Origin of the sequence: Pantoea sp. 1.19, from assembly GCF_001922585.1 — a bacterium.
Lineage (GTDB): Bacteria > Pseudomonadota > Gammaproteobacteria > Enterobacterales > Enterobacteriaceae > 1-19.
Genome location: NZ_MRBS01000015.1, coordinates 1 through 25,955, shown reverse-complemented (window position 1 = coordinate 25,955; position 25,955 = coordinate 1). Strand labels below are relative to the sequence as shown.

At 54.2% G+C, this 25,955-nt stretch carries 45 protein-coding genes and 1 pseudogene; 40 read left to right on the top strand and 6 right to left on the bottom strand.

Annotation, left to right across the window (positions count from 1 at the left end; translation table 11 throughout):
* The 34 genes and pseudogenes from tuf to BS626_RS17290 all read left to right on the top strand — a co-directional run.
* A pseudogene (gene tuf, locus BS626_RS17455) lies at nucleotides 1-304 on the top strand (elongation factor Tu); the annotation flags it as partial.
* A 150-nt stretch (nucleotides 305-454) separates the two neighbouring features.
* Complete coding sequence (gene bfd / locus BS626_RS17450; protein ID WP_075183643.1) at nucleotides 455-649, top strand: bacterioferritin-associated ferredoxin; 195 nt, start codon at nucleotides 455-457, stop codon at nucleotides 647-649.
* 95 nt (nucleotides 650-744) lie between these two features.
* Nucleotides 745-1,221 carry a bacterioferritin gene (bfr, locus tag BS626_RS17445; RefSeq protein ID WP_075183642.1) on the top strand — a complete coding sequence of 159 codons (477 nt, stop codon included), beginning with the start codon at nucleotides 745-747 and terminating at the stop codon, nucleotides 1,219-1,221.
* A 284-nt stretch (nucleotides 1,222-1,505) separates the two neighbouring features.
* Nucleotides 1,506-1,817, top strand: coding sequence for a 30S ribosomal protein S10 (rpsJ, locus tag BS626_RS17440; RefSeq protein WP_001181005.1), 312 nt, complete (start codon nucleotides 1,506-1,508; stop codon nucleotides 1,815-1,817).
* A 32-nt stretch (nucleotides 1,818-1,849) separates the two neighbouring features.
* Nucleotides 1,850-2,479: a 50S ribosomal protein L3 gene (rplC, locus tag BS626_RS17435; protein WP_075183641.1), complete on the top strand. Its 630-nt coding sequence runs from the start codon at nucleotides 1,850-1,852 to the stop codon at nucleotides 2,477-2,479.
* A gap of 10 nt (nucleotides 2,480-2,489) precedes the next feature.
* Entirely contained in the window at nucleotides 2,490-3,095 is a 606-nt protein-coding gene (gene rplD, locus BS626_RS17430) for a 50S ribosomal protein L4 (RefSeq protein WP_075183640.1), read from the top strand.
* Nucleotides 3,092-3,394 (top strand): 50S ribosomal protein L23, encoded by a 303-nt coding sequence (gene rplW / locus BS626_RS17425; RefSeq protein WP_075183639.1) that lies wholly within the window; start codon nucleotides 3,092-3,094, stop codon nucleotides 3,392-3,394. Before rplD ends, rplW begins: the two co-directional genes overlap by 4 nt.
* A gap of 17 nt (nucleotides 3,395-3,411) precedes the next feature.
* On the top strand, nucleotides 3,412-4,233 hold the full coding sequence (rplB, locus tag BS626_RS17420) for a 50S ribosomal protein L2 (RefSeq protein ID WP_075183638.1): 822 nt from the start codon (nucleotides 3,412-3,414) through the stop codon (nucleotides 4,231-4,233).
* A 16-nt stretch (nucleotides 4,234-4,249) separates the two neighbouring features.
* A complete protein-coding gene (gene rpsS, locus BS626_RS17415; protein ID WP_004929772.1) occupies nucleotides 4,250-4,528 on the top strand; it encodes a 30S ribosomal protein S19 in 279 nt (92 codons plus the stop codon).
* Nucleotides 4,529-4,542: 14 nt separating this feature from the next.
* Nucleotides 4,543-4,875 carry a 50S ribosomal protein L22 gene (gene rplV / locus BS626_RS17410; protein WP_000447532.1) on the top strand — a complete coding sequence of 111 codons (333 nt, stop codon included), beginning with the start codon at nucleotides 4,543-4,545 and terminating at the stop codon, nucleotides 4,873-4,875.
* A 17-nt stretch (nucleotides 4,876-4,892) separates the two neighbouring features.
* Nucleotides 4,893-5,591, top strand: a complete 699-nt coding sequence (rpsC, locus tag BS626_RS17405; protein WP_002919766.1) for a 30S ribosomal protein S3 — start codon at nucleotides 4,893-4,895, stop codon at nucleotides 5,589-5,591.
* A 12-nt stretch (nucleotides 5,592-5,603) separates the two neighbouring features.
* Nucleotides 5,604-6,014 carry a 50S ribosomal protein L16 gene (gene rplP, locus BS626_RS17400; RefSeq protein WP_015962145.1) on the top strand — a complete coding sequence of 137 codons (411 nt, stop codon included), beginning with the start codon at nucleotides 5,604-5,606 and terminating at the stop codon, nucleotides 6,012-6,014.
* Nucleotides 6,014-6,202: a 50S ribosomal protein L29 gene (rpmC, locus tag BS626_RS17395; protein WP_021508217.1), complete on the top strand. Its 189-nt coding sequence runs from the start codon at nucleotides 6,014-6,016 to the stop codon at nucleotides 6,200-6,202. Before rplP ends, rpmC begins: the two co-directional genes overlap by 1 nt.
* Nucleotides 6,202-6,456 (top strand): 30S ribosomal protein S17, encoded by a 255-nt coding sequence (gene rpsQ / locus BS626_RS17390; protein WP_075183637.1) that lies wholly within the window; start codon nucleotides 6,202-6,204, stop codon nucleotides 6,454-6,456. Before rpmC ends, rpsQ begins: the two co-directional genes overlap by 1 nt.
* A 166-nt stretch (nucleotides 6,457-6,622) precedes the next feature.
* On the top strand, nucleotides 6,623-6,994 hold the full coding sequence (rplN, locus tag BS626_RS17385; protein ID WP_004160583.1) for a 50S ribosomal protein L14: 372 nt from the start codon (nucleotides 6,623-6,625) through the stop codon (nucleotides 6,992-6,994).
* Nucleotides 6,995-7,004: 10 nt separating this feature from the next.
* On the top strand, nucleotides 7,005-7,319 hold the full coding sequence (gene rplX / locus BS626_RS17380; protein ID WP_075183636.1) for a 50S ribosomal protein L24: 315 nt from the start codon (nucleotides 7,005-7,007) through the stop codon (nucleotides 7,317-7,319).
* Between the two features lie 14 nt (nucleotides 7,320-7,333).
* Entirely contained in the window at nucleotides 7,334-7,873 is a 540-nt protein-coding gene (gene rplE, locus BS626_RS17375) for a 50S ribosomal protein L5 (protein ID WP_075183635.1), read from the top strand.
* Between the two features lie 14 nt (nucleotides 7,874-7,887).
* A complete protein-coding gene (rpsN, locus tag BS626_RS17370; protein ID WP_075183634.1) occupies nucleotides 7,888-8,193 on the top strand; it encodes a 30S ribosomal protein S14 in 306 nt (101 codons plus the stop codon).
* A gap of 33 nt (nucleotides 8,194-8,226) precedes the next feature.
* Complete coding sequence (rpsH, locus tag BS626_RS17365; protein ID WP_075183633.1) at nucleotides 8,227-8,619, top strand: 30S ribosomal protein S8; 393 nt, start codon at nucleotides 8,227-8,229, stop codon at nucleotides 8,617-8,619.
* A gap of 12 nt (nucleotides 8,620-8,631) precedes the next feature.
* Nucleotides 8,632-9,165 (top strand): 50S ribosomal protein L6, encoded by a 534-nt coding sequence (gene rplF, locus BS626_RS17360; protein ID WP_075183632.1) that lies wholly within the window; start codon nucleotides 8,632-8,634, stop codon nucleotides 9,163-9,165.
* A gap of 9 nt (nucleotides 9,166-9,174) precedes the next feature.
* Entirely contained in the window at nucleotides 9,175-9,528 is a 354-nt protein-coding gene (gene rplR, locus BS626_RS17355; protein WP_075183631.1) for a 50S ribosomal protein L18, read from the top strand.
* A gap of 14 nt (nucleotides 9,529-9,542) precedes the next feature.
* Nucleotides 9,543-10,043 (top strand): 30S ribosomal protein S5, encoded by a 501-nt coding sequence (gene rpsE, locus BS626_RS17350; protein ID WP_075183630.1) that lies wholly within the window; start codon nucleotides 9,543-9,545, stop codon nucleotides 10,041-10,043.
* A gap of 6 nt (nucleotides 10,044-10,049) precedes the next feature.
* A complete protein-coding gene (gene rpmD, locus BS626_RS17345; protein ID WP_004846568.1) occupies nucleotides 10,050-10,229 on the top strand; it encodes a 50S ribosomal protein L30 in 180 nt (59 codons plus the stop codon).
* Between the two features lie 3 nt (nucleotides 10,230-10,232).
* Nucleotides 10,233-10,667: a 50S ribosomal protein L15 gene (gene rplO, locus BS626_RS17340; RefSeq protein ID WP_075183629.1), complete on the top strand. Its 435-nt coding sequence runs from the start codon at nucleotides 10,233-10,235 to the stop codon at nucleotides 10,665-10,667.
* Nucleotides 10,668-10,674: 7 nt separating this feature from the next.
* The gene (gene secY / locus BS626_RS17335; RefSeq protein WP_075183628.1) at nucleotides 10,675-12,006 is read left to right on the top strand and encodes a preprotein translocase subunit SecY; all 1,332 of its coding nucleotides are present in this window, start codon (nucleotides 10,675-10,677) and stop codon (nucleotides 12,004-12,006) included.
* A gap of 31 nt (nucleotides 12,007-12,037) precedes the next feature.
* On the top strand, nucleotides 12,038-12,154 hold the full coding sequence (rpmJ, locus tag BS626_RS17330) for a 50S ribosomal protein L36 (RefSeq protein ID WP_004160566.1): 117 nt from the start codon (nucleotides 12,038-12,040) through the stop codon (nucleotides 12,152-12,154).
* A gap of 146 nt (nucleotides 12,155-12,300) precedes the next feature.
* Nucleotides 12,301-12,657: a 30S ribosomal protein S13 gene (gene rpsM, locus BS626_RS17325; RefSeq protein ID WP_075183627.1), complete on the top strand. Its 357-nt coding sequence runs from the start codon at nucleotides 12,301-12,303 to the stop codon at nucleotides 12,655-12,657.
* 16 nt (nucleotides 12,658-12,673) lie between these two features.
* On the top strand, nucleotides 12,674-13,063 hold the full coding sequence (gene rpsK / locus BS626_RS17320; protein ID WP_004160563.1) for a 30S ribosomal protein S11: 390 nt from the start codon (nucleotides 12,674-12,676) through the stop codon (nucleotides 13,061-13,063).
* A 31-nt stretch (nucleotides 13,064-13,094) separates the two neighbouring features.
* On the top strand, nucleotides 13,095-13,715 hold the full coding sequence (gene rpsD, locus BS626_RS17315) for a 30S ribosomal protein S4 (protein ID WP_075183626.1): 621 nt from the start codon (nucleotides 13,095-13,097) through the stop codon (nucleotides 13,713-13,715).
* A 25-nt stretch (nucleotides 13,716-13,740) separates the two neighbouring features.
* A complete protein-coding gene (gene rpoA, locus BS626_RS17310) occupies nucleotides 13,741-14,730 on the top strand; it encodes a DNA-directed RNA polymerase subunit alpha (protein WP_075183625.1) in 990 nt (329 codons plus the stop codon).
* 40 nt (nucleotides 14,731-14,770) lie between these two features.
* Nucleotides 14,771-15,157, top strand: a complete 387-nt coding sequence (gene rplQ / locus BS626_RS17305) for a 50S ribosomal protein L17 (protein WP_075183624.1) — start codon at nucleotides 14,771-14,773, stop codon at nucleotides 15,155-15,157.
* A 106-nt stretch (nucleotides 15,158-15,263) separates the two neighbouring features.
* Nucleotides 15,264-15,635, top strand: coding sequence for a DnaJ family domain-containing protein (locus BS626_RS17300; protein WP_075183623.1), 372 nt, complete (start codon nucleotides 15,264-15,266; stop codon nucleotides 15,633-15,635).
* Complete coding sequence (gene zntR, locus BS626_RS17295) at nucleotides 15,635-16,066, top strand: Zn(2+)-responsive transcriptional regulator (protein ID WP_075183622.1); 432 nt, start codon at nucleotides 15,635-15,637, stop codon at nucleotides 16,064-16,066. The genes BS626_RS17300 and zntR overlap by 1 nt, the downstream gene beginning before the upstream one ends.
* Nucleotides 16,066-16,260 (top strand): alternative ribosome-rescue factor A, encoded by a 195-nt coding sequence (locus BS626_RS17290; RefSeq protein ID WP_075183621.1) that lies wholly within the window; start codon nucleotides 16,066-16,068, stop codon nucleotides 16,258-16,260. Before zntR ends, BS626_RS17290 begins: the two co-directional genes overlap by 1 nt.
* Before the next feature lie 42 nt (nucleotides 16,261-16,302).
* Here BS626_RS17290 and mscL read toward each other — a convergent pair whose 3' ends face one another.
* From mscL to def, 5 genes are all read right to left on the bottom strand, one after another.
* The gene (gene mscL / locus BS626_RS17285) at nucleotides 16,303-16,713 is read right to left on the bottom strand and encodes a large-conductance mechanosensitive channel protein MscL (protein WP_075183620.1); all 411 of its coding nucleotides are present in this window, start codon (nucleotides 16,711-16,713) and stop codon (nucleotides 16,303-16,305) included.
* Nucleotides 16,714-16,833: 120 nt separating this feature from the next.
* On the bottom strand, nucleotides 16,834-18,210 hold the full coding sequence (gene trkA / locus BS626_RS17280) for a Trk system potassium transporter TrkA (protein WP_075183619.1): 1,377 nt from the start codon (nucleotides 18,208-18,210) through the stop codon (nucleotides 16,834-16,836).
* A 44-nt stretch (nucleotides 18,211-18,254) separates the two neighbouring features.
* On the bottom strand, nucleotides 18,255-19,541 hold the full coding sequence (gene rsmB / locus BS626_RS17275) for a 16S rRNA (cytosine(967)-C(5))-methyltransferase RsmB (RefSeq protein ID WP_075183618.1): 1,287 nt from the start codon (nucleotides 19,539-19,541) through the stop codon (nucleotides 18,255-18,257).
* Nucleotides 19,542-19,581: 40 nt separating this feature from the next.
* Nucleotides 19,582-20,529, bottom strand: coding sequence for a methionyl-tRNA formyltransferase (fmt, locus tag BS626_RS17270; RefSeq protein ID WP_075183617.1), 948 nt, complete (start codon nucleotides 20,527-20,529; stop codon nucleotides 19,582-19,584).
* 28 nt (nucleotides 20,530-20,557) lie between these two features.
* Nucleotides 20,558-21,067: a peptide deformylase gene (gene def / locus BS626_RS17265; RefSeq protein ID WP_075183616.1), complete on the bottom strand. Its 510-nt coding sequence runs from the start codon at nucleotides 21,065-21,067 to the stop codon at nucleotides 20,558-20,560.
* A 113-nt stretch (nucleotides 21,068-21,180) separates the two neighbouring features.
* Between def and dprA the strand changes: the two genes are divergently transcribed.
* Genes dprA through BS626_RS17235 form a run of 6 tightly spaced genes read left to right on the top strand, consistent with a single transcriptional unit; the run spans nucleotide 21,181 to nucleotide 24,971 of the window.
* A complete protein-coding gene (gene dprA, locus BS626_RS17260) occupies nucleotides 21,181-22,302 on the top strand; it encodes a DNA-protecting protein DprA (RefSeq protein ID WP_075183615.1) in 1,122 nt (373 codons plus the stop codon).
* On the top strand, nucleotides 22,274-22,747 hold the full coding sequence (gene smg, locus BS626_RS17255) for a DUF494 family protein Smg (RefSeq protein ID WP_075183614.1): 474 nt from the start codon (nucleotides 22,274-22,276) through the stop codon (nucleotides 22,745-22,747). The genes dprA and smg overlap by 29 nt, the downstream gene beginning before the upstream one ends.
* 22 nt (nucleotides 22,748-22,769) lie before the next feature.
* On the top strand, nucleotides 22,770-23,330 hold the full coding sequence (locus BS626_RS17250; protein WP_139308862.1) for a topoisomerase DNA-binding C4 zinc finger domain-containing protein: 561 nt from the start codon (nucleotides 22,770-22,772) through the stop codon (nucleotides 23,328-23,330).
* A 7-nt stretch (nucleotides 23,331-23,337) separates the two neighbouring features.
* Nucleotides 23,338-23,895 (top strand): L-threonylcarbamoyladenylate synthase type 1 TsaC, encoded by a 558-nt coding sequence (gene tsaC, locus BS626_RS17245; protein ID WP_139308861.1) that lies wholly within the window; start codon nucleotides 23,338-23,340, stop codon nucleotides 23,893-23,895.
* A gap of 9 nt (nucleotides 23,896-23,904) precedes the next feature.
* Nucleotides 23,905-24,723 (top strand): shikimate dehydrogenase, encoded by an 819-nt coding sequence (gene aroE / locus BS626_RS17240; RefSeq protein WP_075183611.1) that lies wholly within the window; start codon nucleotides 23,905-23,907, stop codon nucleotides 24,721-24,723.
* Nucleotides 24,720-24,971 carry a DUF1488 domain-containing protein gene (locus BS626_RS17235; RefSeq protein WP_075183610.1) on the top strand — a complete coding sequence of 84 codons (252 nt, stop codon included), beginning with the start codon at nucleotides 24,720-24,722 and terminating at the stop codon, nucleotides 24,969-24,971. The genes aroE and BS626_RS17235 overlap by 4 nt, the downstream gene beginning before the upstream one ends.
* Here the strand turns inward: BS626_RS17235 and BS626_RS17230 are convergent.
* Nucleotides 24,947-25,501, bottom strand: coding sequence for a gamma carbonic anhydrase family protein (locus BS626_RS17230; RefSeq protein WP_075183609.1), 555 nt, complete (start codon nucleotides 25,499-25,501; stop codon nucleotides 24,947-24,949). The two genes, BS626_RS17235 and BS626_RS17230, sit on opposite strands and share 25 nt — an antisense overlap.
* Between the last annotated feature and the right edge of the window lie 454 nt (nucleotides 25,502-25,955).

The window sequence follows — 25,955 nt, the reverse complement described above, 5'->3', positions numbered from 1 at the left end:
TAAGCCGGGCTCCATCAAGCCGCACACCAAGTTCGAATCCGAAGTGTACATCCTGTCCAAAGACGAAGGCGGCCGCCACACCCCGTTCTTCAAAGGCTACCGTCCGCAGTTCTACTTCCGTACAACTGACGTGACAGGCACCATCGAACTGCCGGAAGGCGTTGAGATGGTGATGCCGGGCGACAACATCAAAATGGTGGTTACCCTGATCCACCCGATCGCGATGGATGACGGCCTGCGCTTCGCTATCCGCGAAGGCGGACGTACCGTTGGTGCGGGCGTTGTGGCTAAAGTTATCTCCTAAGTGTGATAGCGACGGAGGTGGCCTCTGCCATCTCCGGGCAGAAAAAGAGCACTCCGGTGCTCTTTTTTTATGCGCGAAAGCAAAAGGGATAATTGTAATAACAACGATTCTCATTTACACTTTGCGCATAAAGCGATCGGGAGTGGTGAAATGTACGTCTGTTTGTGTAATGCCGTCAGTGATAAAACCCTGCGTGAAGTTGTTCGCCGCTACCAGCCCAAATCCCTCCAGCAACTGCGCCAACTGGTCCCGGTCGGCAATCAGTGTGGCAAATGCATTCGTGACGCCCGTGCGATCATGGATCAAGAGATGCAAAACCTGCCGCTGTACAAAGAAGCCGTGTAACGGTTCGCCCGCCGGGCTCCCATTCCGGGCGCAAGGATTTTGACTTCCCCCCAACCACATCTACGCTGAATGTATCAGCTGGCGGAGGAGTCAATATGAAAGGCGATGCAAAAATCATAGGTCATCTTAATAAACTGCTGGGAAATGAGCTGGTTGCTATCAACCAGTACTTTCTGCATGCGCGGATGTTCAAGAACTGGGGCTTCACGCGTCTGAACGACATTGAGTATCACGAGTCGATTGATGAGATGAAGCACGCGGACCAGTATATCGAGCGGATCCTGTTTCTTGAGGGGATCCCAAATTTGCAGGATTTGGGGCGGCTGCGCATTGGTGAAGACGTGCAGGAAATGCTGGAGTCCGATCTGAAGCTGGAGCTGGACGGGGCGAAGGACCTCCGCGAAGCGATCGCCTACGCCGATAAGGTTCACGATTACGTCAGTCGAGATATGATGATTGCGATTCTCGCCGATGAAGAACACCATATTGACTGGCTGGAGACCGAGCTGGAGCTTATCAACAAGCTGGGTATACAAAACTATCTGCAGGCGCAAATCAAAGAGCAGGGCTGAAGCGTCCGGCGTGATGCTGCGTCAACCACTCGCCGCCGGCGGGTGGTGATTTCCTTTCTGCCAGATTCCTTCCCTCAACGGGTTGCTTTCCGCTCAGATACGCGTATAATTCGCGGGCTTGTCAGATTTGACAGCGCGACATCCGTGTCGCCAGCAGGCGGAAACGCTCGCTAACAATACTCCCAATCGGGGAGTTATGTACTTGACGATTACACTCCCCCATCAATCGTAATGGGTGTGAGGAGTAATTCTTTTCGTTTATAAATAATTGGAGCTCTGGTCTCATGCAGAACCAAAGAATCCGTATCCGTCTTAAAGCGTTTGATCATCGTCTGATCGATCAATCAACCGCGGAAATCGTTGAGACTGCCAAGCGCACTGGTGCGCAGGTCCGTGGTCCGATCCCGCTGCCGACCCGCAAAGAGCGTTTCACCGTTCTGATCTCTCCGCACGTTAACAAAGACGCGCGCGATCAGTACGAGATTCGTACTCATAAGCGTCTGGTTGACATCGTTGAGCCAACTGAAAAAACCGTTGATGCTCTGATGCGTCTGGATCTGGCTGCCGGTGTAGACGTGCAGATCAGCCTGGGTTAATCAGGTCATCGAGCGATTGAGAGGTTGATACAATGATTGGTTTAGTCGGTAAAAAAGTGGGCATGACTCGCGTCTTCACTGAAGATGGCGTTTCTATCCCGGTAACCGTAATCGAAATTGAAGCAAACCGCGTGACTCAGGTGAAAGGCCTGGAAAACGACGGTTACACTGCTGTCCAGGTCACTGCAGGCGAGAAAAAAGCCAGCCGTGTATCCAAGCCGGAAGCAGGTCACTTTGCTAAAGCGGGCGTTGACGCCGGCCGTGGTCTGTGGGAATTCCGCACCGCTGAAGGTGAAGAGTTCACTGTTGGCCAGAGCATCAGCGTTGATATTTTCGCTGACGTGAAAAAAGTTGACGTGACGGGCACGTCCAAAGGTAAAGGTTTTGCCGGTACTGTTAAGCGCTGGAACTTCCGTACCCAGGATGCTACTCACGGTAACTCCTTGTCTCACCGCGTTCCGGGTTCTATCGGTCAGAACCAGACTCCGGGCAAAGTGTTCAAAGGCAAGAAAATGGCAGGCCAGCTGGGTAATGAGCGCGTAACCGTTCAAAGCCTGGACGTAGTACGTGTTGACGCTGAGCGCAACCTGCTGCTGGTGAAAGGTGCAGTTCCCGGTGCAACCGGTAGCGACCTGATCGTTAAACCAGCTGTGAAGGCGTAAGGGGATAGCAATGGAATTAGTATTGAAAGACGCGCAAAGCGCGCTGACTGTTTCCGAAACTACCTTCGGTCGTGATTTCAACGAAGCGCTGGTACACCAGGTTGTTGTTGCTTATGCAGCAGGTGCCCGTCAAGGTACCCGTGCTCAGAAGACCCGTGCTGAAGTGACTGGTTCCGGTAAAAAACCGTGGCGCCAGAAAGGTACCGGCCGTGCGCGTTCAGGTTCTATCAAGAGCCCGATCTGGCGTTCAGGTGGCGTGACCTTCGCTGCGCGTCCGCAGGACCACAGTCAAAAAGTAAACAAAAAGATGTACCGCGGCGCGCTGAAAAGCATCCTGTCCGAGCTGGTACGTCAAGATCGTCTGATCGTTGTCGAGCAGTTCTCTGTAGAAGCACCGAAAACCAAGCTGCTGGTGCAGAAGCTGAAAGACATGGCGCTGGAAGACGTGCTGATCATCACCGGTGAACTGGATGAGAATCTGTTCCTGGCTGCGCGTAACCTGTACAAGGTAGACGTGCGTGATGCAGCGGGTATCGACCCAGTTAGCCTGATCGCCTTCGACAAAGTCGTTATGACTGCTGACGCAGTTAAGCAAGTTGAGGAGATGCTGGCATGATCCGTGAAGAACGTCTGCTGAAAGTACTGCGCGCGCCGCACGTATCCGAAAAAGCGTCTACTGCGATGGAAAAGACTAACACCATCGTTCTCAAAGTTGCGAAAGACGCAACCAAAGCAGAAATCAAAGCCGCCGTGCAGAAACTGTTTGAGGTTGAAGTCAAAGACGTTAACACCCTGGTAATGAAGGGTAAAGTTAAGCGTCACGGTCAGCGTATTGGCCGTCGTAACGACTGGAAAAAAGCTTACGTGACCCTGAAAGAAGGCCAGAATCTGGACTTCGTTGGCGGCGCAGAGTAAGTCGGAGGAGAGTTACAATGGCAATTGTTAAGTGTAAACCGACATCTCCGGGTCGTCGCCACGTTGTTAAAGTGGTGAACCCAGAGCTGCACAAGGGCAAACCTTTTGCCCCGCTGCTGGAAAAAAACAGCAAATCCGGTGGTCGTAACAACAACGGTCGCATCACTACCCGCCATATCGGTGGTGGTCACAAGCAGGCTTACCGTATTGTTGACTTTAAACGCAACAAAGATGGTATCCCGGCAGTTGTTGAGCGTCTTGAGTACGATCCGAACCGTTCCGCGAACATCGCGCTGGTTCTGTACAAAGATGGCGAACGCCGTTACATCCTGGCCCCGAAAGGCCTGAAAGCCGGCGACCAGATTCAGTCTGGCGTTGATGCGGCGATCAAAGCAGGCAACACCCTGCCGATGCGCAACATCCCGGTCGGTTCTACTGTCCACAACGTAGAGATGAAACCCGGTAAAGGCGGCCAGATCGCTCGCTCCGCCGGTGCTTACGTGCAGATCGTTGCGCGTGAAGGTTCCTACGTTACCCTGCGTCTGCGTTCCGGTGAAATGCGTAAAGTCGAAGCTGACTGCCGCGCAACACTGGGCGAAGTCGGTAACGCTGAGCACATGCTGCGCGTTCTGGGTAAAGCGGGTGCTGCTCGCTGGCGTGGTGTTCGTCCTACCGTCCGCGGTACTGCTATGAACCCAGTAGATCACCCGCACGGTGGTGGTGAAGGTCGTAACTTTGGTAAGCACCCGGTTTCCCCGTGGGGCGTCCAGACCAAAGGTAAGAAGACCCGTAGCAACAAGCGTACTGATAAATTTATCGTACGTCGCCGTAGCAAATAATTTTAGAGGATAAGCCATGCCACGTTCTCTCAAGAAAGGTCCATTTATTGACCTGCACTTGCTGAAGAAGGTAGAGAAAGCGGTGGAAAGCGGAGACAAGAAGCCCCTGCGCACCTGGTCCCGTCGTTCAACGATCTTCCCTAACATGATCGGTTTGACCATCGCTGTCCATAATGGTCGTCAGCACGTTCCTGTGTTTGTTTCCGACGAGATGGTCGGTCACAAGCTGGGTGAATTTGCGCCGACTCGTACTTATCGCGGCCACGCGGCTGATAAGAAAGCCAAGAAACGCTAACAGAGGAGGAAGAGATGGAAACTATCGCTAAACATCGCCACGCTCGTTCTTCTGCTCAGAAGGTACGTCTGGTAGCGGATCTGGTACGCGGTAAGAAAGTGTCGCAGGCTCTGGACATTCTGACCTACACCAACAAGAAAGCGGCTGTTCTGGTCAAGAAAGTACTGGAATCTGCCATTGCTAACGCCGAACACAACGATGGCGCTGACATTGATGATCTGAAAGTCACGAAAATTTTCGTCGACGAAGGCCCGAGCATGAAGCGCATTATGCCGCGTGCAAAAGGTCGTGCAGATCGCATCCTGAAGCGCACCAGCCACATTACTGTGGTTGTGTCCGATCGCTGAGACTCTGGAGACTAGCAATGGGTCAGAAAGTACATCCTAATGGTATTCGCCTGGGTATTGTAAAACCATGGAACTCTACCTGGTTTGCGAACACCAAAGAATTCGCTGACAACCTGGACAGCGATTTTAAAGTGCGTCAGTTCCTGACTAAAGAACTGGCAAAAGCGTCCGTATCTCGTATCGTTATCGAGCGTCCGGCTAAGAGCATCCGTGTGACCATTCACACCGCTCGTCCTGGCATCGTGATCGGTAAGAAAGGCGAAGACGTTGAGAAACTGCGTAAGGTCGTCGCGGATATCGCTGGCGTGCCTGCTCAGATCAACATCGCTGAAGTTCGCAAACCTGAACTGGACGCGAAACTGGTTGCCGACAGCATCACTTCTCAGCTGGAGCGTCGTGTGATGTTCCGCCGCGCGATGAAGCGTGCTGTACAGAACGCAATGCGTCTGGGCGCGAAAGGGATTAAAGTTGAAGTTAGCGGCCGTCTGGGCGGCGCAGAAATCGCGCGTACCGAATGGTACCGTGAAGGTCGTGTGCCTCTGCACACCCTGCGTGCTGACATCGATTATAACACCTCTGAAGCGCACACCACTTATGGTGTAATCGGCGTTAAGGTATGGATCTTCAAAGGTGAGATCCTGGGTGGTATGGCTGCTGTTGAACAACCGGAACCGGCTGCTCAACCTAAAAAGCAGCAGCGTAAAGGCCGTAAGTAAGGAGAGTCGCTGATGTTACAACCAAAGCGTACAAAATTCCGTAAAGTGCACAAAGGCCGCAACCGCGGTCTGGCGCAGGGTACGGATGTTAGCTTCGGTACTTTCGGTCTGAAAGCTGTTGGCCGTGGTCGTCTGACTGCTCGTCAGATCGAAGCAGCACGTCGTGCTATGACCCGTGCAGTTAAGCGTCAAGGTAAAATCTGGATCCGTGTATTCCCGGACAAACCGATTACCGAGAAGCCGCTGGAAGTGCGTATGGGTAAAGGTAAAGGTAACGTGGAGTATTGGGTTGCCTTGATCCAGCCGGGTAAAGTCCTGTATGAAATGGACGGCGTATCCGAAGAGCTGGCCCGTGAAGCCTTCAAGCTGGCAGCAGCAAAACTGCCTATCAAAACCACCTTTGTAACTAAGACGGTGATGTAATGAAAGCAACTGAGCTGCGTGAAAAAAGCGTTGAAGAGCTGAACACTGAGCTGCTTAACCTGCTGCGTGAGCAGTTTAACCTGCGCATGCAGGCGGCATCTGGCCAGCTGCAGCAGACCCATCTGCTGAAGCAAGTGCGCCGTGATGTTGCGCGCGTTAAGACTTTACTGACTGAGAAGGCGGCGTAATGACCGATAAAATCCGTACTCTGCAGGGTCGTGTTGTTAGTGACAAAATGCAGAAATCTGCTGTTGTTGCTATCGAGCGTTTCGTGAAGCACCCGATCTACGGTAAATTCATTAAGCGTACGACTAAGCTGCACATCCATGACGAGAACAACGAATGCGGTATCGGTGACGTGGTTGAAATCCGCGAAACCCGTCCGCTGTCCAAGACCAAGTCCTGGGCACTGGTTCGCGTTGTAGAGAAAGCGGTTCTGTAATAGAATCTGCCTCTCTAAAAAATAAGATAGACGGCTCGCAAGGGCCGTCTATTTTTTCTACCCATAGGCGGGAGTCGGTGTTATAATGCCGCGCCCTCAATAATGGGGCTTTTATACGACCTGAATCAGGTCCCGAAGTAGTAGTTGACATTAGCGGAGCACTAAAATGATCCAAGAACAGACTATGCTGAACGTGGCCGACAACTCCGGCGCACGTCGCGTAATGTGTATCAAGGTTCTGGGTGGCTCGCACCGTCGCTACGCAGGCGTAGGCGACATCATCAAAATTACCATCAAGGAAGCCATTCCTCGCGGTAAAGTTAAGAAAGGTGATGTGCTGAAGGCGGTAGTGGTGCGCACCAGGAAGGGTGTTCGTCGCCCGGACGGTTCTGTCATTCGCTTCGATGGTAATGCGTGCGTTATTCTGAACAATAACAGCGAGCAGCCTATCGGAACGCGTATTTTTGGGCCGGTAACTCGTGAACTTCGTACTGAAAAGTTCATGAAAATTATCTCTCTGGCACCAGAAGTACTCTAAGGAGCGAAAAATGGCAGCTAAAATCCGTCGCGATGACGAAGTTATCGTGCTGACCGGTAAAGATAAAGGTAAGCGCGGTAAAGTTAAGAATGTCCTGTCTTCTGGTAAGGTCATTGTTGAAGGTATCAACCTGGTTAAGAAACATCAGAAGCCGGTTCCGGCCCTGAACCAACCGGGTGGCATCGTTGAAAAAGAAGCTGCAATTCAGGTTTCTAACGTTGCACTGTTCAACTCGGCAACCGGCAAGGCTGACCGTGTAGGCTTTAGATTCGAAGAGGGCAAAAAAGTCCGTTTCTTCAAATCTAATGGCGAAACTATCAAGTAATTTGGAGTAGTACGATGGCGAAACTGCATGATTACTACAAAGACGAAGTCGTCAAAAAACTCATGACTGAGTTTGGTTACGCTTCTGTCATGCAAGTCCCTCGGGTCGAGAAGATCACCCTGAACATGGGTGTTGGTGAAGCGATCGCTGACAAGAAACTGCTGGATAACGCAGCAGCAGACCTGACAGCAATCTCCGGTCAAAAACCGCTGATCACCAAAGCACGCAAATCAGTTGCAGGCTTCAAAATCCGTCAGGGCTATCCGATCGGCTGTAAAGTAACTCTGCGTGGCGAACGCATGTGGGAGTTCTTTGAGCGTCTGATCTCTATTGCTGTACCGCGTATCCGCGACTTCCGTGGCCTGTCCGCGAAGTCTTTCGACGGTCGTGGTAACTACAGCATGGGCGTACGCGAGCAGATCATCTTCCCAGAAATCGACTACGACAAAGTCGATCGCGTTCGTGGTTTGGATATCACCATTACCACTACTGCGAAATCTGATGATGAAGGCCGTGCTCTGCTGGCTGCCTTTGACTTCCCGTTCCGCAAGTAAGGTAGGGTTACTTAATGGCTAAGCAATCAATGAAAGCACGCGAAGTTAAGCGTGTGAAATTAGCAGACAAATTCTTCGCGAAACGCGCTGAACTGAAAGCGATCATTTCTGATGTGAACGCTTCTGACGAAGATCGTTGGAACGCTGTTCTCAAGCTGCAGACTCTGCCGCGTGATTCCAGCCCGTCCCGTCAGCGTAACCGCTGCCGCCAGACAGGTCGTCCGCACGCTTTCCTGCGGAAGTTCGGGTTGAGCCGTATCAAGGTCCGTGAAGCCGCTATGCGCGGTGAAATTCCGGGTCTGAAAAAGGCTAGCTGGTAATTGTCACCAATTGAATCACGGGAGTAAAGACAGATGAGCATGCAAGATCCGATCGCGGATATGCTGACCCGTATCCGTAACGGTCAAGCCGCGAACAAAGTTGCGGTCACCATGCCTTCCTCCAAGCTGAAAGTGGCAATCGCCAACGTGCTGAAGGAAGAAGGTTATATTGAAGATTTCAAAATCGAAGGCGACACCAAGCCTGAACTGGAACTGACTCTGCGTTACTTCCAGGGCAAGGCTGTGGTAGAGAGCATTCAACGTGTTAGCCGTCCTGGTCTGCGTATCTATAAGCGCAAAGACGAACTGCCAAAAGTTATGGCTGGACTGGGTATCGCCGTTGTTTCTACCTCTAAAGGTGTTATGACCGATCGTGCAGCGCGCCAGGCTGGTCTTGGTGGCGAAATTATCTGCTACGTAGCTTAATCGGAGGAAAAAATGTCTCGTGTTGCAAAAGCACCTGTCGTTGTTCCTGCCGGCGTAGAGGTAAAACTCAACGGTCAGGACATTTCGATCAAAGGTAAGAACGGCGAGCTGACTCGTACTATCAACAATGCCGTAGAAATCAAGCACGCTGACAACGCCCTGACTTTCGCTCCGCGCGAAGGTTATGCGGATGGTTGGGCACAGGCAGGTACTGCCCGTGCGCTGCTGAACGGTATGGTTATTGGTGTTACCGAAGGCTTCACCAAGAAGCTGCAGCTGGTTGGTGTAGGTTATCGTGCAGCGGTCAAAGGCGATGTAGTGAACCTGTCTCTGGGTTTCTCTCACCCGGTTGACCATCAGCTGCCGGCCGGAGTGACTGCTGAATGTCCGACGCAAACTGAGATCGTGCTGAAAGGCGCTGATAAGCAGATTGTTGGGCAGGTTGCAGCCGATCTGCGCGCCTACCGTCGTCCTGAGCCTTACAAAGGCAAGGGTGTTCGTTACGCCGACGAAGTCGTGCGTACCAAAGAGGCTAAGAAGAAGTAAGGTAACACTATGGATAAGAAATCTGCTCGTATCCGTCGTGCGACCCGTGCACGTCGCAAGCTCAAAGAGCTGGGTGCTACTCGCCTGGTGGTACATCGTACCCCGCGTCATATTTACGCACAGGTAATCGCCCCGAACGGTTCCGAAGTTCTGGTTGCTGCTTCTACTGTAGAAAAAGCTATCGCTGAACAACTGAAGTATACCGGTAACAAAGATGCCGCAGCGGCTGTAGGTAAAGCTATCGCTGAACGCGCTATCGAAAAAGGCATCACGGGTGTCTCTTTCGACCGCTCCGGTTTCCATTATCATGGTCGCGTCCAGGCACTGGCAGATGCTGCTCGTGAAGCTGGCCTTCAGTTCTAAGGTAGAGGTCTAAGATGGCACACATCGAGAAACAAGCTGGCGATCTGCAGGAAAAACTGATTGCGGTAAACCGTGTATCTAAGACTGTAAAAGGTGGTCGTATTTTCTCCTTCACCGCACTGACTGTAGTGGGTGACGGTAACGGCCGCGTTGGTTTTGGTTACGGCAAAGCGCGTGAAGTTCCAGCAGCGATCCAGAAAGCGATGGAGAAAGCCCGTCGCAACATGATTAACGTCGCGCTGAACCACGGCACCCTGCAGCACCCGGTTAAGGGTGTTCACACGGGTTCTCGTGTCTTCATGCAGCCAGCTTCCGAAGGTACCGGTATCATCGCCGGTGGTGCAATGCGCGCCGTTCTGGAAGTTGCTGGAGTTCATAACGTACTGGCTAAAGCCTATGGTTCTACTAACCCGATTAACGTGGTTCGTGCAACCATCGACGGCCTGTCCGCGATGAATTCTCCAGAAATGGTCGCTGCCAAGCGTGGTAAAACCGTTGAAGAAATTCTGGGGTAAATGACCATGGCAAAGACTATTAAAATTACTCAAACCCGCAGTGCAATCGGCCGTCTGCCTAAGCATAAGGCAACGCTGCTTGGCCTGGGTCTGCGTCGCATTGGCCACACCGTTGAGCGTGAAGACACGCCTGCAGTTCGCGGTATGGTCAACGCGGTTTCCTACATGGTTAAAGTGGAGGAGTAACAGATGCGTTTAAATACTCTGTCTCCGGCCGAAGGCGCTAAGCACGCTCCAAAACGTCTGGGTCGTGGTATTGGTTCCGGTCTCGGTAAAACCGGTGGTCGTGGTCACAAAGGTCAGAAGTCTCGTTCTGGCGGTGGCGTACGTCGCGGTTTCGAAGGCGGCCAGATGCCTCTGTACCGTCGTCTGCCGAAATTCGGCTTCACCTCTCGTAAGGCTGCAGTTACGGCGGAAGTTCGCCTGTCTGACCTCGCGAAAGTGGAAGGCGGTATCGTTGACCTGAACACGCTGAAAGCGGCTAACATCATCGGCATTCAGATTGAGTTCGCGAAAGTGATCCTGTCTGGCGAAGTGTCTGCACCGGTGACTGTACGCGGTCTGCGTGTAACCAAAGGCGCTCGTGCTGCAATCGAAGCTGCTGGCGGTAAAATTGAGGAATAAGTAGCAGATGGCTAAGCAACCAGGATTAGATTTTCAAAGTGCCCGAGGTGGTTTCGGCGAACTGAAACGCAGACTGTTGTTTGTAATTGGTGCGCTGATTGTTTTCCGCGTTGGCTCTTTCATTCCGATCCCTGGTATTGATGCCACTGTACTTGCCAAACTGCTTGAGCAACAGCGTGGCACCATCATTGAAATGTTCAACATGTTCTCTGGTGGTGCTCTCAGCCGTGCTTCTATTTTTGCTCTGGGGATCATGCCGTATATCTCGGCCTCGATCATTATCCAGCTGCTGACGGTGGTTCATCCCGCCCTGGCAGAGATCAAGAAAGAAGGGGAGGCTGGCCGTCGGAAGATTAGCCAGTACACCCGTTACGGTACGTTGGTATTGGCCATATTTCAGTCAATCGGTATTGCTACCGGTTTACCGAATATGCCTGGTATGCAGGGCCTGGTGTTAAACCCGGGCTTTGCATTCTACTTTACCGCTGTTGTCAGCCTGGTCACCGGGACAATGTTCCTGATGTGGCTGGGTGAACAGATTACTGAGCGCGGTATCGGTAACGGTATCTCAATCATTATCTTCGCGGGTATCGTTGCGGGTCTGCCGCCGGCCATTGGCCATACCATCGAGCAAGCGCGGCAAGGCGACCTGCACTTCCTCCTGTTGCTGTTGGTTGCAGTTCTCGTATTTGCAGTGACCTTCTTCGTTGTTTTCGTTGAGCGTGGTCAACGCCGCATTGTGGTGAACTATGCGAAACGTCAGCAAGGCCGTCGTGTCTATGCTGCGCAGAGTACACACTTACCGCTGAAAGTGAATATGGCTGGGGTTATCCCGGCGATCTTTGCCTCCAGCATTATTCTGTTCCCGGCGACCATCGCGTCATGGTTCGGGGGCGGTACCGGTTGGAACTGGCTGACGACGATTTCGATGTATTTGCAGCCAGGACAGCCGCTTTATGTGTTACTCTATGCGACTGCAATCATCTTCTTCTGTTTCTTCTACACGGCGTTGGTGTTCAACCCGCGTGAAACAGCAGATAACCTGAAGAAGTCTGGTGCATTTGTACCAGGAATTCGTCCGGGAGAACAAACGGCGAAGTACATCGATAAGGTAATGACCCGCCTGACTCTGGTTGGTGCGCTGTACATTACTTTTATCTGCCTGATCCCGGAGTTCATGCGTGATGCGATGAAAGTTCCATTCTACTTCGGTGGTACATCACTGCTGATTGTAGTCGTTGTCATCATGGACTTTATGGCTCAAGTGCAAACTCTGATGATGTCGAGTCAGTACGAGTCTGCATTGAAGAAAGCGAACCTGAAAGGCTACGGCCGTTAATCAGCCGCTTGAGAAGTTACGGAGAGTAAAAATGAAAGTTCGTGCTTCCGTCAAGAAATTATGCCGTAACTGCAAAATCATCCGCCGCGACGGTGTCGTGCGTGTGATCTGCAGTGCCGAGCCTAAGCACAAACAGCGCCAAGGCTGATTTAGTCGCATATTTTTCTTGCAAAGTTGGGTTGAGCTGGCTAGATTAGCCAGCCAATCTTTTGTATGTCTGTGCGTCTCCATTTGAGTATCCTGAAAACGGGCTTTTCAGCATGGGGCGTACACGTAATTAAATAGGAGTGCATAGTGGCCCGTATAGCAGGCATTAACATTCCTGATCACAAACACACCGTTATCGCATTAACTTCGATTTTCGGTATCGGCAAGACCCGTTCCAAAGCTATCTGTGCTGAAACGGGTATCGCTGAAGATGTTAAGATCAGTGAGCTGTCTGAAGAGCAAATTGACATCCTGCGTGATGCAGTTGGCAAATTCGTAGTAGAAGGTGATCTGCGCCGTGAAATCACCCTGAGCATCAAGCGTCTGATGGACCTTGGCTGCTACCGTGGTTTGCGTCATCGTCGTGGTCTCCCGGTTCGCGGTCAGCGCACCAAGACCAACGCACGTACCCGTAAGGGTCCGCGTAAACCGATCAAGAAATAATCGGGGTGAGTAAATAATGGCAAAGGCACCAGTTCGTGCACGTAAGCGTGTAAGAAAACAAGTCTCTGACGGCGTGGCTCATGTCCATGCTTCTTTTAACAACACCATCGTTACCATTACCGATCGTCAGGGTAACGCACTGGGTTGGGCAACTGCCGGTGGTTCCGGTTTCCGTGGTTCTCGTAAATCTACGCCGTTTGCTGCACAGGTTGCTGCTGAGCGCTGCGCAGAGGCCGTGAAAGATTACGGCATTAAGAACCTGGAAGTTATGGTTAAGGGTCCGGGTCCGGGCCGTGAATCCACGATTCGCGCTCTGAACGCCGCTGGTTTCCGCATCACGAACATTACTGATGTGACTCCGATCCCTCACAACGGTTGTCGTCCGCCGAAGAAACGTCGCGTTTAACGCCCGTTTTTAGGATAGTTGGAGAAAGAAAATGGCAAGATATTTGGGTCCTAAGCTCAAGCTGAGCCGTCGCGAAGGCACAGACCTGTTCCTGAAGTCTGGCGTTCGCGCGATTGATTCCAAGTGTAAGATTGAACAAGCTCCTGGCCAGCACGGTGCGCGTAAACCGCGTCTGTCTGACTACGGCGTTCAGTTACGTGAAAAGCAGAAAGTTCGTCGTATTTACGGCATCCTGGAGCGTCAGTTCCGTAACTATTATAAAGAAGCAGCACGTCTGAAAGGCAACACCGGTGAAAACCTGTTGGCTCTGCTGGAAGGTCGTCTGGACAACGTAGTTTATCGTATGGGCTTTGGTGCCACGCGTGCAGAAGCACGTCAGCTGGTTAGCCACAAATCTGTGCTGGTGAACGGTCGCGTTGTTAACATCGCTTCTTATCAGGTATCTCCGAATGATGTCGTAAGCATCCGTGAGAAAGCCAAAAAGCAATCTCGCGTGAAGGCCGCTCTGGAGCTGGCTGAGCAGCGTGAAAAGCCAACCTGGCTGGAAGTTGATGCGACCAAGATGGAAGGTGTGTTCAAGCGTATTCCTGAACGTACCGATCTGTCTGCGGACATTAACGAACACCTGATCGTCGAGCTTTACTCCAAGTAAAGCTTAGTACCAAAGAGAGGACACAATGCAGGGTTCTGTGACAGAGTTTCTAAAACCGCGCCTGGTAGATATCGAGCAAGTGAGTTCGACGCACGCCAAGGTGACCCTTGAGCCTTTAGAGCGTGGCTTTGGCCATACTCTGGGTAACGCACTGCGCCGTATTCTGCTTTCATCTATGCCGGGTTGCGCGGTGACCGAGGTCGAGATTGATGGTGTACTGCACGAGTACAGCACCAAAGAAGGTGTCCAGGAAGATATCCTGGAGATCCTACTCAACCTGAAAGGGCTGGCGGTGAAAGTTCAGGGTAAAGATGAAGTCATCCTTACGCTGAATAAATCTGGCATTGGCCCTGTGACCGCAGCCGACATCACCCATGATGGTGATGTTGAAATCGTCAAACCGCAGCATGTGATCTGCCACCTGACCGATGAGAACGCATCTATCAATATGCGCATCAAAATTCAGCGTGGTCGTGGTTACGTGCCGGCATCTGCCCGAATTCATTCGGAAGAAGATGAGCGCCCAATCGGCCGCCTGTTAGTCGATGCTTGCTACAGCCCAGTAGAGCGTATTGCCTACAACGTTGAAGCAGCGCGTGTTGAACAGCGTACCGACCTGGACAAGCTGGTCATCGAAATGGAAACCAACGGTACTCTGGATCCTGAAGAAGCGATCCGCCGTGCGGCAACCATCCTGGCAGAACAACTGGAAGCTTTCGTTGACTTACGTGATGTGCGTCAGCCGGAAGTGAAAGAAGAGAAACCAGAGTTCGATCCGATCCTGCTGCGCCCTGTTGACGATCTGGAATTGACTGTCCGCTCTGCTAACTGCCTCAAGGCAGAAGCTATCCACTACATCGGTGATCTGGTACAGCGTACCGAGGTTGAGCTGCTTAAAACGCCTAACCTGGGTAAAAAATCTCTTACCGAGATTAAAGATGTGCTGGCCTCCCGCGGTCTGTCTCTGGGCATGCGCCTGGAAAACTGGCCGCCGGCAAGCATTGCTGATGAATAACCCGATCACAGGTTAAGGTTTCACTGAGAAGGATAAGGTCATGCGCCATCGTAAGAGTGGTCGTCAACTGAACCGCAACAGCAGCCATCGCCAGGCCATGTTCCGCAACATGGCTGGTTCACTGGTCCGTCATGAGATCATCAAGACGACCCTGCCAAAAGCGAAAGAGCTGCGTCGCGTAGTTGAGCCGCTGATTACTCTTGCCAAGACCGACAGCGTAGCTAATCGTCGTCTGGCATTCGCCCGTACTCGTGATAACGAGATCGTGGCAAAACTGTTTAACGAGCTGGGCCCGCGTTTCGCGAGCCGTGCCGGTGGTTACACTCGTATTCTGAAGTGTGGCTTCCGCGCAGGTGACAATGCGCCGATGGCATACATCGAGCTGGTTGATCGCCCAGAGCCGCAAGCAGAAGCTGCTGCAGAGTAATCTGTTGCAACTTAGAAGAACCGGGCCTCGTGCCCGGTTTTTTTATGCCCTACTCTTCCCCACACTTTCGCGCTATGCTGTTTATTTCACTGCTGGAGTACTTGCTATGTGGTTAGTTGACCAGCTGGTCGAACAGCACATCGCCAGAGCCCGTGAGCAGGGTGAATTTGACAATCTCCCCGGCGCCGGCAAAAAACTGATGCTGGATGATGACAGTCACGTGCCGGAAAATCTGCGCGTAGGCTATCGCTTATTAAAAAATAGCGGCTACCTGCCGCCGGAGCTGGCGCTGCGGCGCGAAGCGCTGGCGCTGAATCAGCTGCTGCGCGAACTGCAACCGGACGATCCCGAGCGGCATGCTGGCGCGAGGCGACTCGCACTACTGGAACTGCGCCTGCAGCAGAGTGGAATGCGGACGGATTTTCTACACGGTGAGTGGCGGGATGCTGTCGCGGATAAGCTGACCGGAGCAGAATGATGTACCGCATCGGACAATTAGCCAGGCTGGCCCACGTCACCCCTGATACCGTGCGCTATTATGAAAAACGCGGTCTGATGGGGCATGATACGCGAACGGAGGGCGGGTTTCGGCTCTATAACCCGGCTGAGTTACAGCGGTTACGCTTTATTCGCCACGCCAGACAGGTCGGTTTCACGCTCGACGCGATCGCGGAATTACTGTCGATCCGTATTGACCCGCAGCACCACACTTGTGAAGAATCGAAAAAGATCGTCGAAAGACGACTGCAGGACGTTGATGACATGATAGCCGAGCTGCAAACTATGCAGCGATCGCTACGGCGATTAAGCGATGCGTGCTGTGGTGGCATGCATGACAGCCGGCACTGCTCAATTCTGGAGATACTGGAGCAGGGTAGCGACGTTCCATTAACCCACAGGAGGACTTAATGTCTGGTTATCAGCATAAAAAAGGAGCGATCGGAGAAAATGTGCTGGCCGCGTTGGTTACCGATCCGCTGTTCAAAATGCGAATTGAAGTGAACAAGAAAGGTAAAGGCAGCTATCGACGTAAAGATAAGCACACTGGCAAAGTGGAGCGGGAGACCAGCGGTAAGCAAAGGTGTTTACCGCTGGTCTTCTGATATTTATCCAGAAAAAAAACCGCCGGAGGCGGTTTTTTTTCTTTAGCTTTTGTCGTTTTGCGCTTTAAGCAAATCGCGAATTTCGGTTAGCAGGGCCTCCTGCGCGCTGGGTTTCGCCGGTGTCGCCTCTTTCTCTTTCTTCTTATACAAACGGTTCATCAGCTTAATCGCGATAAAAATGGCGAAGGCAATGATGACGAAGTCGAACACCGTTTGCAGAAACACGCCGTATTCCATCACCACGGCGGGGGTAGCCCCTTCAGCCGGTCGAAGTACCCAGCTAAACTGCTTAAAATCAACGCCGCCAATCAGTAAGCCCAGCGGCGGCATAATAATATTTGCCACCAGCGCAGAAACGATTTTACCGAACGCCGCACCGATAATGACACCCACTGCCAGGTCGACGACGTTGCCACGCATGGCAAAGTCACGAAACTCTTTGAAAAAACTCATGCTTATCTCCTTTCCAATGCCAACCTGACAAGTTTAACAAACAGCGCTACTTTTGCCATTCCAGCGGGAAATTTTGCTGCCTGCCGAACATTTGTTGGTGGAATTCCACGCAGCAGAGGCTCAGAGAAAGAAAGGGCTGGGCTGGAAAAGACGCTCAACGTCGGGAACAAACTTTTTGTCAGTCAGGAACATGATCACGTGATCGCCCTGTTCAATGCGCAGACCCTCATTAGCAATCATCACGTCATTGCCGCGCACGACTGCACCGATAATTGTGCCCGGTGGTAATTTAATGTCTTCAATTAACCTGCCGACCACGCGTGAAGTATTTTCTTCTCCATGTGCGACTGCTTCTATGGCCTCGGCGATTCCGCGGCGCAGCGAAGAGACACTGACGATATCGGCTTTACGCACGTGGCCCAGCAGCGCAGAGATGGTGGCCTGCTGTGGAGAAATCGCAATATCAATGACGCTGCCCTGTACCAGGTCGACATAGGCGCGACGCTGAATCAGCACCATCACCTTCTTTGCCCCCATCTTTTTTGCCAGCATCGCCGACATAATATTCGCTTCGTCATCGTTGGTAATGGCGATAAACAGATCGATCTGATCAACATGCTCTTCGGCTAGCAGCTCCTGATCGGATGCATCACCGAAAAAGACGATGGTATCTTGCAGCAGCTCAGCCAGCTCGGCGGCGCGCTGCGGATCCCGCTCAATCAGTTTGACGCTATACTGTTTTTCCAGCCGCTGAGCCAGCCCGCAGCCAATATTGCCGCCGCCGACGATCATAATGCGTTTATAAGGGCGCTCCAGCCGCTGCAGCTCGCTCATCACGGCGCGAATATGCTCGCTGGCAGCGATAAAAAACACCTCATCGCCCGCTTCAATGATGGTGGATCCCTGCGGGCGAATCGGGCGATCCTGCCGGAAGATGGCCGCGACCCGGGTGTCGATGTGTGGCATGTGGTCGCGCATGATAGAGAGCGGATTCCCTACCAGCGGGCCACCATAATAGGCCTTTACCGCCGCAAGGCTAACTTTGCCTTCCGCAAAATTCACCACCTGCAGCGCGCCGGGATATTCAATCAGCCGATAAATATTATCGATGACCAGCTGCTCAGGAGAGATCAGGTGGTCAATAGGCACGGCTTCGGGAATAAACAGCTTATCGGATTCACGGATGTATTCCGGCGCCCGAATGCGGGCAATCCGATTAGGGGTATTAAACAGCGAATAGGCAATCTGGCAGGCGATCATGTTGGTTTCGTCAGAATTCGTCACCGCGACCAGCATATCTGCATCTTCCGCCCCCGCCTCACGTAAAATGCGCGGGTGAGATCCATGCCCCTGAACGACGCGCAGGTCAAACTTATCCTGTAGCTGACGCAGGCGTTGGCCATCGGTATCAACAACCGTGATGTCGTTGTTTTCTCCCACCAGGTTTTCCGCCAGCGTACCGCCGACCTGGCCGGCACCAAGAATAATAATTTTCATGCTTCACTCTGCCAGTTAAGGGGGCGGCAGGCTGCCGCCGTTGATTAGCGTTTTACCAGCTTTGCATAATAGAAACCATCGCCGCCTTCGCTATCGGGAAAGACCTGCAGGCCCGGCTCGGCTGGCGTGCCCGTGTCGGTGAGTACCGCATCCGGATGGCGGGAGAGGAACGCGCTGATCTGCTGCTGATTCTCCTCCGGAAGAATAGAACAGGTGGCATAGAGCAGTGTGCCGCCACTTGACAGGCGCGGCCAGACGGCATCAAGGATCTGACGCTGTAGCGCCGCCAGTTCGGCAATATCACGGTCGCGACGCAGCCACTTGATATCCGGATGACGGCGAATCACTCCGGTGGCGGAGCAGGGCGCATCCAGCAGAATGCGATCGAAGTGCGCATCTCCGGCCCACTGTTCCGGATAGCGGCCGTCACCCTGTTTGACCTCGGCGGTCATCTCCAGACGCAGCAGGTTTTCTTTCACACGCTCCAGCCGTTGGGCGTCCACGTCCACGGCCATCACGCTGGCCCGCGGCGCGGCTTCCAGAATATGCGTAGTCTTTCCGCCGGGGGCCGCACAAAGATCCAGAATGTGCTCCCCGTTTTGCGGATCCAGCAGCGCAACGCAGCCCTGTGCGGAAGCATCCTGCACCGTTACCCAACCGGCGCTGAATCCCGGTAGCTGATTAACCGGGCAGGGCTCATCGAGGCGAAGCGCATCGGGGAGCTGCGGATGAGGCTGCGCCGCTTTGCCCGCGGCCTGAAGCAGTGCCAGCCACTGTTCGCGGCTATGATGCTGGCGATTGACCCGCAGCCACAGCGGCGGTAGTTGATTATTGGCGCTGACAATCTCCTGCCACCGCGCTGGCCAGGCCTGCTGCAGGCGCGTGAGCAGCCATTTGGGATGCAGGGTGGCAATCAGTGCCGGGGTGGCGCTCAGCAGCTCGGCCTGCTGACGCTGAAACTGGCGCAAAACACCGTTAATCAGCCCCTTCAGCTGCGGACGCCTCAGGACCACGGCCCCCTCAACGGTTTCGGCCAGTGCGGCGTGCGCCGGGATACGGGTGGCCATCAGCTGATAGAGGCCAACCATGATCAAAAAGTGCAGCGTACGCTGCTTTCCGGTCATCGGGCGTTGCATCAGTTGGCTAATGATCCATTCCAGCTGCGGTAGCTGGCGCAACACGCCGAAGCACAGCGCCTGCAGCAGAGCGGCATCTTTATCTGACAATCCGCGCTGAGCGCCGGGCAGGACAGTACTCAGCGATTGTCCTTGCTCAACAACACGCTCAATGGTTTGCGCCGCAAGACTGCGAAGGTTGATCTGTTTTTTCATTGGGGATCACTTACAGGCCTGGCCTCTGGCCAGGCAGTTATCAGGCGAGGCGGGTGCCGCGAGTAAACCATTCGCTGCGTGAGTTCAGCAAGTCCTGCGCAGACATGGCTTTCTTACCGGCAGGTTGCAGCAGGGTGATGTTCAGCACACCATCGGCGGTAGCAATCTGTATGCCCTGTTTATCCGCCCGGATGATTTCGCCCGGTTCCGCGCCGTTAGCGTGAGGCAGTACATCGGCACGCCATACTTTCACCGGCTGATCCTCCAGCATAAAGAAGCTGACGGGCCACGGGTTAAAGGCGCGAACGTTCCGCTCCAGCTGTGCGGCGGACAACGCCCAGTCGAGGCGGGCCTCTTCTTTGCTCAATTTATCGGCGTAGGTCGCCAGTGATGCATCCTGGCGTTCGGCCACCGCGTGTCCGGCGGCAAGCTGCGTCACCGTGGCAAGCATGCCCTGCGGCCCCAGCTCGGCTAAGGTAGCGTAAAGGGAGGCGCTGGTATCGGCCGCGGTGATCGGACAGGTGAGCTTATACAGCATATGGCCGGTATCAAGGCCGGCATCCATCTGCATGATGGTGATGCCGGTTTCGGCATCGCCCGCCCATAGCGCACGCTGAATCGGAGCCGCACCGCGCCAGCGCGGCAGCAGCGAACCGTGAACGTTGATACAGCCCAGCCGCGGCATATCCAGCACCGCCTGCGGTAAAATCAAGCCGTAAGCCACCACGACCATCAGGTCGGCGTTTAGCGCGGCAACCTGCTGCTGGGCCTCCACCGGCCGCAGCGAGGCGGGCTGAAAAATGGGCAAATCATGCTGAAGCGCCAGCTGTTTTACCGGACTGGCCGTCAGTTTGTTGCCGCGGCCTGCCGGGCGGTCTGGCTGGGTATACACCCCGACGACGCGGTGTTCGGAAGCGAGCAGCGCCTCGAGGTGACGTGCGGCAAAATCGGGCGTGCCGGCAAAAATAATGTTCAGTGGCTGAGACACGATGATTCCCTCTCAGAGTGGTCGGCTATCAGGCGCGGGCCTGTTCGCGATAGAGTTTTTCTAATTTTTTGCGAATGCGTTCACGTTTAAGCGGTGAGAGGTAATCAATAAACAGTTTACCAACGAGGTGATCCATCTCATGCTGAATACAGATGGCCAGCAGTCCATCAGCGTTCAGTTCGAAGGGCTGACCATCGCGATTAAGCGCGCGGACGGTGACCTTCTCCTTACGCGGCACCAGCGCACGCTGCTCGGGGATCGACAGACAGCCCTCTTCAATACCGGTCTCGCCGCTGGCGTCGATCAGCTCAGGGTTAATTAACACCAGGCGCTCATCGCGATTTTCCGAGACGTCAATTACGATAATGCGCTGATGGATATCCACCTGCGTCGCGGCCAGGCCGATACCCTCTTCGGCGTACATGGTGTCAAACATGTCATCCACAATACGCTGGATATCTGCATTCACTTCATTAACGGGCGCGGCAACGATGCGCAGGCGCTCGTCGGGATAATGTACTACCTGCAAAACTGACATAACTTTCCAGATCTGTGTTCAAGAGATTAACGAATGATAGGGCTTATTGTAGACATTTCGCCGGGGGATTGACAGCATCCATCGCAGGGGCTGACGGGGGATTGGGAGGAGGCATGACGCGCTGGGAGCTGTGGATGAGACTGGGCAGCATCAGAGGGCTGCGGCGCGATCGTTTACTGAGGATTGCCGCGAAACTGGATGACGCCGTGGTCTCCCGGGCGGACCTCCCTTCACTGGGCCTTGACGCGGAGCAGTGCAAACAATTCTGGTCAATCACGGCGCAGGCGGTGGCACAGACGGCCGCGTGGCTTGAACACTCCGACCACGCCCTGATCACTCCCGACGATCCCCGCTATCCCACGCTACTGCGAACCATCGGTGGGTTTCCTTTACAGCTATTTATTGCCGGCGATCCCCTGCTGTTAAATACGGTGCAAATCGCGGTGGTCGGCAGCCGGCAGTGTTCCCCCTATGGGCGTCAGTGGGGAGAGTTCTTCGCCCAACGGCTGGCGTTGAGCGGACTGACCATCACCAGTGGCCTTGCGCGTGGGGTCGACGGTATCGCCCACCGTGCCGCCCTGCGCGTGGGTGGGAAAACCCTGGCGGTATTGGGATGCGGTATCGATCGCTGTTATCCCCTGCAGCATCGCGCGCTGGCCGCTGAGATCATCGCCAACGGCGGTACGCTGGTATCTGAACTGCCGCTAGGCAGCCCGCCGCTGGCCGCACATTTTCCGCGGCGTAACCGCATAATTAGCGGCCTGTCCCGCGGTACGCTGGTCGTGGAGGCCACACTCAAAAGTGGATCGCTGGTCACCGCACGCTATGCGCTGGAACAAAACCGCGATGTCTATGCGCTACCCGGCGCGCTGGGGAATCCGGGCAGTGAGGGAACGCACTGGCTGATTCAGGAGGGAGCGCTGCTGGTGGCGCATCCTGATAATATTCTGGCGCAGCTGAACAGCGGACTGCAGTGGCTACCCCTGAGCGCGGATAATGAAAACATTTCTGTGTCTGACGAGGATGTTCCATTGCCATTTCTTGAGGTGTTGGCTAACGTAGGAGATGAGGTTACACCTGTTGACGTCGTCGCTGAACGTGCCGGCCAACCTGTGCCAGTCATCGTTGCAAAACTGCTCGAACTGGAGTTAGCAGGGTGGATCGCAGCTGTACCCGGCGGCTATGTCCGATTGAGGAGGGCATGCCATGTTCGACGTACTAATGTACTTATTTGAAACCTACATCCATAACGAAGCGGAAGTGCGCGTTGATCAGGATAAGCTGACGGATGACCTGACCGATGCCGGTTTTGATCGTGAAGATATCTATAATGCGTTGAACTGGTTAGAAAAACTGGCCGATTATCAGGAGGGGTTGGTTGAGCCTATCCTGCTCGCGGCAGATCCCCTCTCCATGCGTATCTACACCGAGGAAGAAAGCCTGCGTCTCGATGCCAGCTGCCGCGGATTTATTCTGTTCCTTGAACAGATCCAGGTGCTGAACCTGGAGACGCGCGAAATGGTTATTGAGCGTATCATGGCCCTGGATACGCAGGAGTTTGATCTGGAAGACCTGAAATGGGTGGTGCTGATGGTGTTATTCAACATCCCCGGTTGTGAAAATGCGTATCAGCAGATGGAAGAGCTGCTGTTCGAAGCAAATGAGGGCATGCTGCACTAGCAGCGCTCTGGTGTCTAAATCTATGAGTAGTAAAGCAGCACTTTTTACCGTGCGCCATTCAGAAAGCTGCCCCCAGTGTGGGGCAGCGCTGGTGATGCGATCTGGAAAACATGGCGCCTTTCTGGGCTGTGCCGACTATCCCCAGTGTGATTATATCCGGCCCTTGAAACCGCAGGCCGATGGCCATGTGGTGAAGGTGCTGGAGGGGCAACCCTGCCCGCTATGCCAAGCCGATTTAGTGCTGCGCCAGGGGCGGTTTGGTATGTTTATCGGCTGCAGTCAGTATCCGGTATGCGAGCATACGGAAGCTATCGATCGGCCCGATGCTACGGCGATTGCCTGCCCGCAATGCCATGAGGGGCGCCTGGTCGCCCGACGTTCGCGCTACGGTAAAACCTTTCACGCCTGCGATCGCTATCCGGAATGTCAGTTTGCCGTCAATTTTACGCCGGTTGCCGGTGAATGCGCCTGGTGCCATTTCCCACTCTTAATTGAAAAGAAAACCGCACAGGGCCTGCGCCGCTTTTGCGCCAGTAAAGCCTGCGGAAAACCCGTAACGACAGGACATGAAGAACGTGAATAATCAGCCCATGACAACCGCGCTTACGCGCTGCGTTGAGGTACTGCAGCAGCAGGGCGTGATCGCCTATCCGACGGAGGCCGTATTTGGCCTTGGCTGCGATCCTGACAGCGAGCAGGCCGTTCATCAATTGCTGGCACTGAAGCAGCGTCCGGTCGAGAAGGGACTGATCCTGATTGCGGGCGATTATCAGCAGCTGCTGCCATACGTAGCCGATGAGCAGTTAACCGATACGCAGCGGCAGCGCATGTTCTCCCGTTGGCCGGGGCCGGTCACCTGGGTACTGCCTGCTCGCGATCGCACGCCGCGCTGGCTTACCGGGCGGTTCCGTTCTCTGGCGGTGCGCGTCAGCGATCATCCGGATGTGCACCAGCTGTGTGCTGCCTTCGGCAGGCCGTTGGTATCAACCAGTGCCAATCTCTCTGGTCAGGCGCCGTGCAGGACACGGGAAGCGGTGTTGCAGCAGTTTGGTGATGACTTCCCCGTGTATCCGGGACAAACCGGTGGTCGGCAGAATCCCTCAGAGATTCGCGATGTGGTGACCGGTGAACTGTTTCGACAGGGGTGAGGCAGCGCTATGGATAATTTTGTCGTGTTTGGCAACCCCGTTAGTCACAGTAAGTCACCGCGTATTCATCAGCTGTTTGCCGAACAAACCGGGATTGATCACCGCTATGGATCGCGCTGCGCGCCGTTAGAGGGATTTGCCGCGGCATTTCACCACTTTGTCAGTGAAGGCGGCGCAGGAGCGAACGTCACTGTTCCCTTCAAACAGGACGCCTGGCAACTGGCGAACGTGCTGAGCGATCGTGCGGCGATCGCGGGCGCGGTGAATACGCTCAAGCGTCTGCCCGATGGTCGAATCCTCGGCGATAATACCGACGGGGTGGGGTTGTTAAGCGATCTACAGCGTTTGTCGATGATCTGTCACGGCGATCGGATCCTGCTGGTGGGCGCCGGCGGCGCGGCGCGCGGCGTAATCCAACCGCTGCTGGATGCCGGCGCGCAGATTACCGTGGTGAACCGTACGCGCGCGCGCGCCGAAGAACTGGCCGCGCTGTTCGCCGCCTCCGGGCGAGTGAAAGTCCGGGACATCGGACAGGTGGCGGACAGTCGCATCGATCTGATAATTAATGCCACCTCCAGCGGTATCCAGGGGGAGGTTCCCAGCCTTCCTGCCGGCCTGATCACCCCGGCGGTGCGCTGCTACGATATGTTCTACGGTCGGCAGTCGACGCCGTTTCTTGACTGGTGCCGGAAGCAGGGAGCCACGCAGTGTGCTGACGGACTGGGAATGCTGGTGGGGCAGGCGGCACATGCATTTCAGGTGTGGCATGGCATATTGCCCGAGACCGCGGTGGCGATCGCGACGCTGAAAGCGGAGATGTGCGAATGAATCAGGCGATCCAGTTCCCAGACCGGGAATATTGGGATGGTGAAGCGCAGGCGGTCTGCTTTCCTGCGCTGGTCAATGGCTTTCAGGTTACCTGTGCGATTGCGGCGAGTACGCTGAGAGCGCGGTACGGCGAGGAGCAGCCCGCTCTGACTCTGTTTACTCAGTACCGATGGGATCTGGAAGAAGAGGCCGAGCGCGCCATTCAGCAGGAGCAGTATGATCCTCACGGCTGGGTCTGGCTTTCCTGAGCCAGGTAGGCCTCCTTCCATTTAACGTAGTTATTTGACGAATAGAGTAAGCCAGCTATTTCCGCTTCTGTCAGCGCCCGCACCTGCTTTGCCGGGCTTCCCATATAGAGATAGCCGCTTGCCAGGCGTTTTCCCGGGGGGATCAGGCTGCCGGCGCCGATCATGACGTCGTCCTCCACGATCGCACCATCCAGCACAATGGAGCCCATGCCAACCAATACCCGATCGCCTATCCGGCAGCCGTGCAGCATCGCTTTATGACCGACCGTCACATCCTCACCAATCAATAGCGCATATCCCTCCGGCTGGCTGGCCGAACGGTGCGTAACGTGCAGCACGCTACCATCCTGAATATTGCTGCGTTTACCAATCTCAACCTTATTCACGTCACCGCGAATGACGACCAGGGGCCAGATGCTGACATCATCGGCCAGCGTGACGTCACCAATGACGACGCTGCTGGCGTCGACCATGACGCGATCGCCCAACCGTGGGCGATGTTGTTGAAACGGACGTAGGGCTTTCGACATTTTTATACTCCTGTTTATGTGTCTGCAGCGTAGTACCGCAGAGCGGCAGAAAGCAATTTGAGTGGCCGATCCTGACGTAAATTTGTGCGGATCGTCCGGGATCTCCGCAAAGTGAATAAAAACGCAGCGCTCAGTAAAAAAGATCCGAAAAAGGGATTGCGCTCTGAAATCGGATCCCTATAATGCGCCTCCACTGACACGGCACAACGGCCTCGCGGCGGGTGCGGTGCAGAGGCCCGGGATTCACCGGCGCCGCCGGAGAAAAACTTCTGAAAAAGAGGTTGACTCTGAAGGAGGAAAGCGTAATATACGCCACCTCGAGTTAGCAAGCGAAAGCGCCTAACTCACTGCTCTTTAACAATTTATCAGACAATCTGTGTGGGCACTCACAGGACAGATATCAAAAGCCTCCGGGCTCAAAAATATCAAGTCTCAAGAGTGAACACGTAATTCA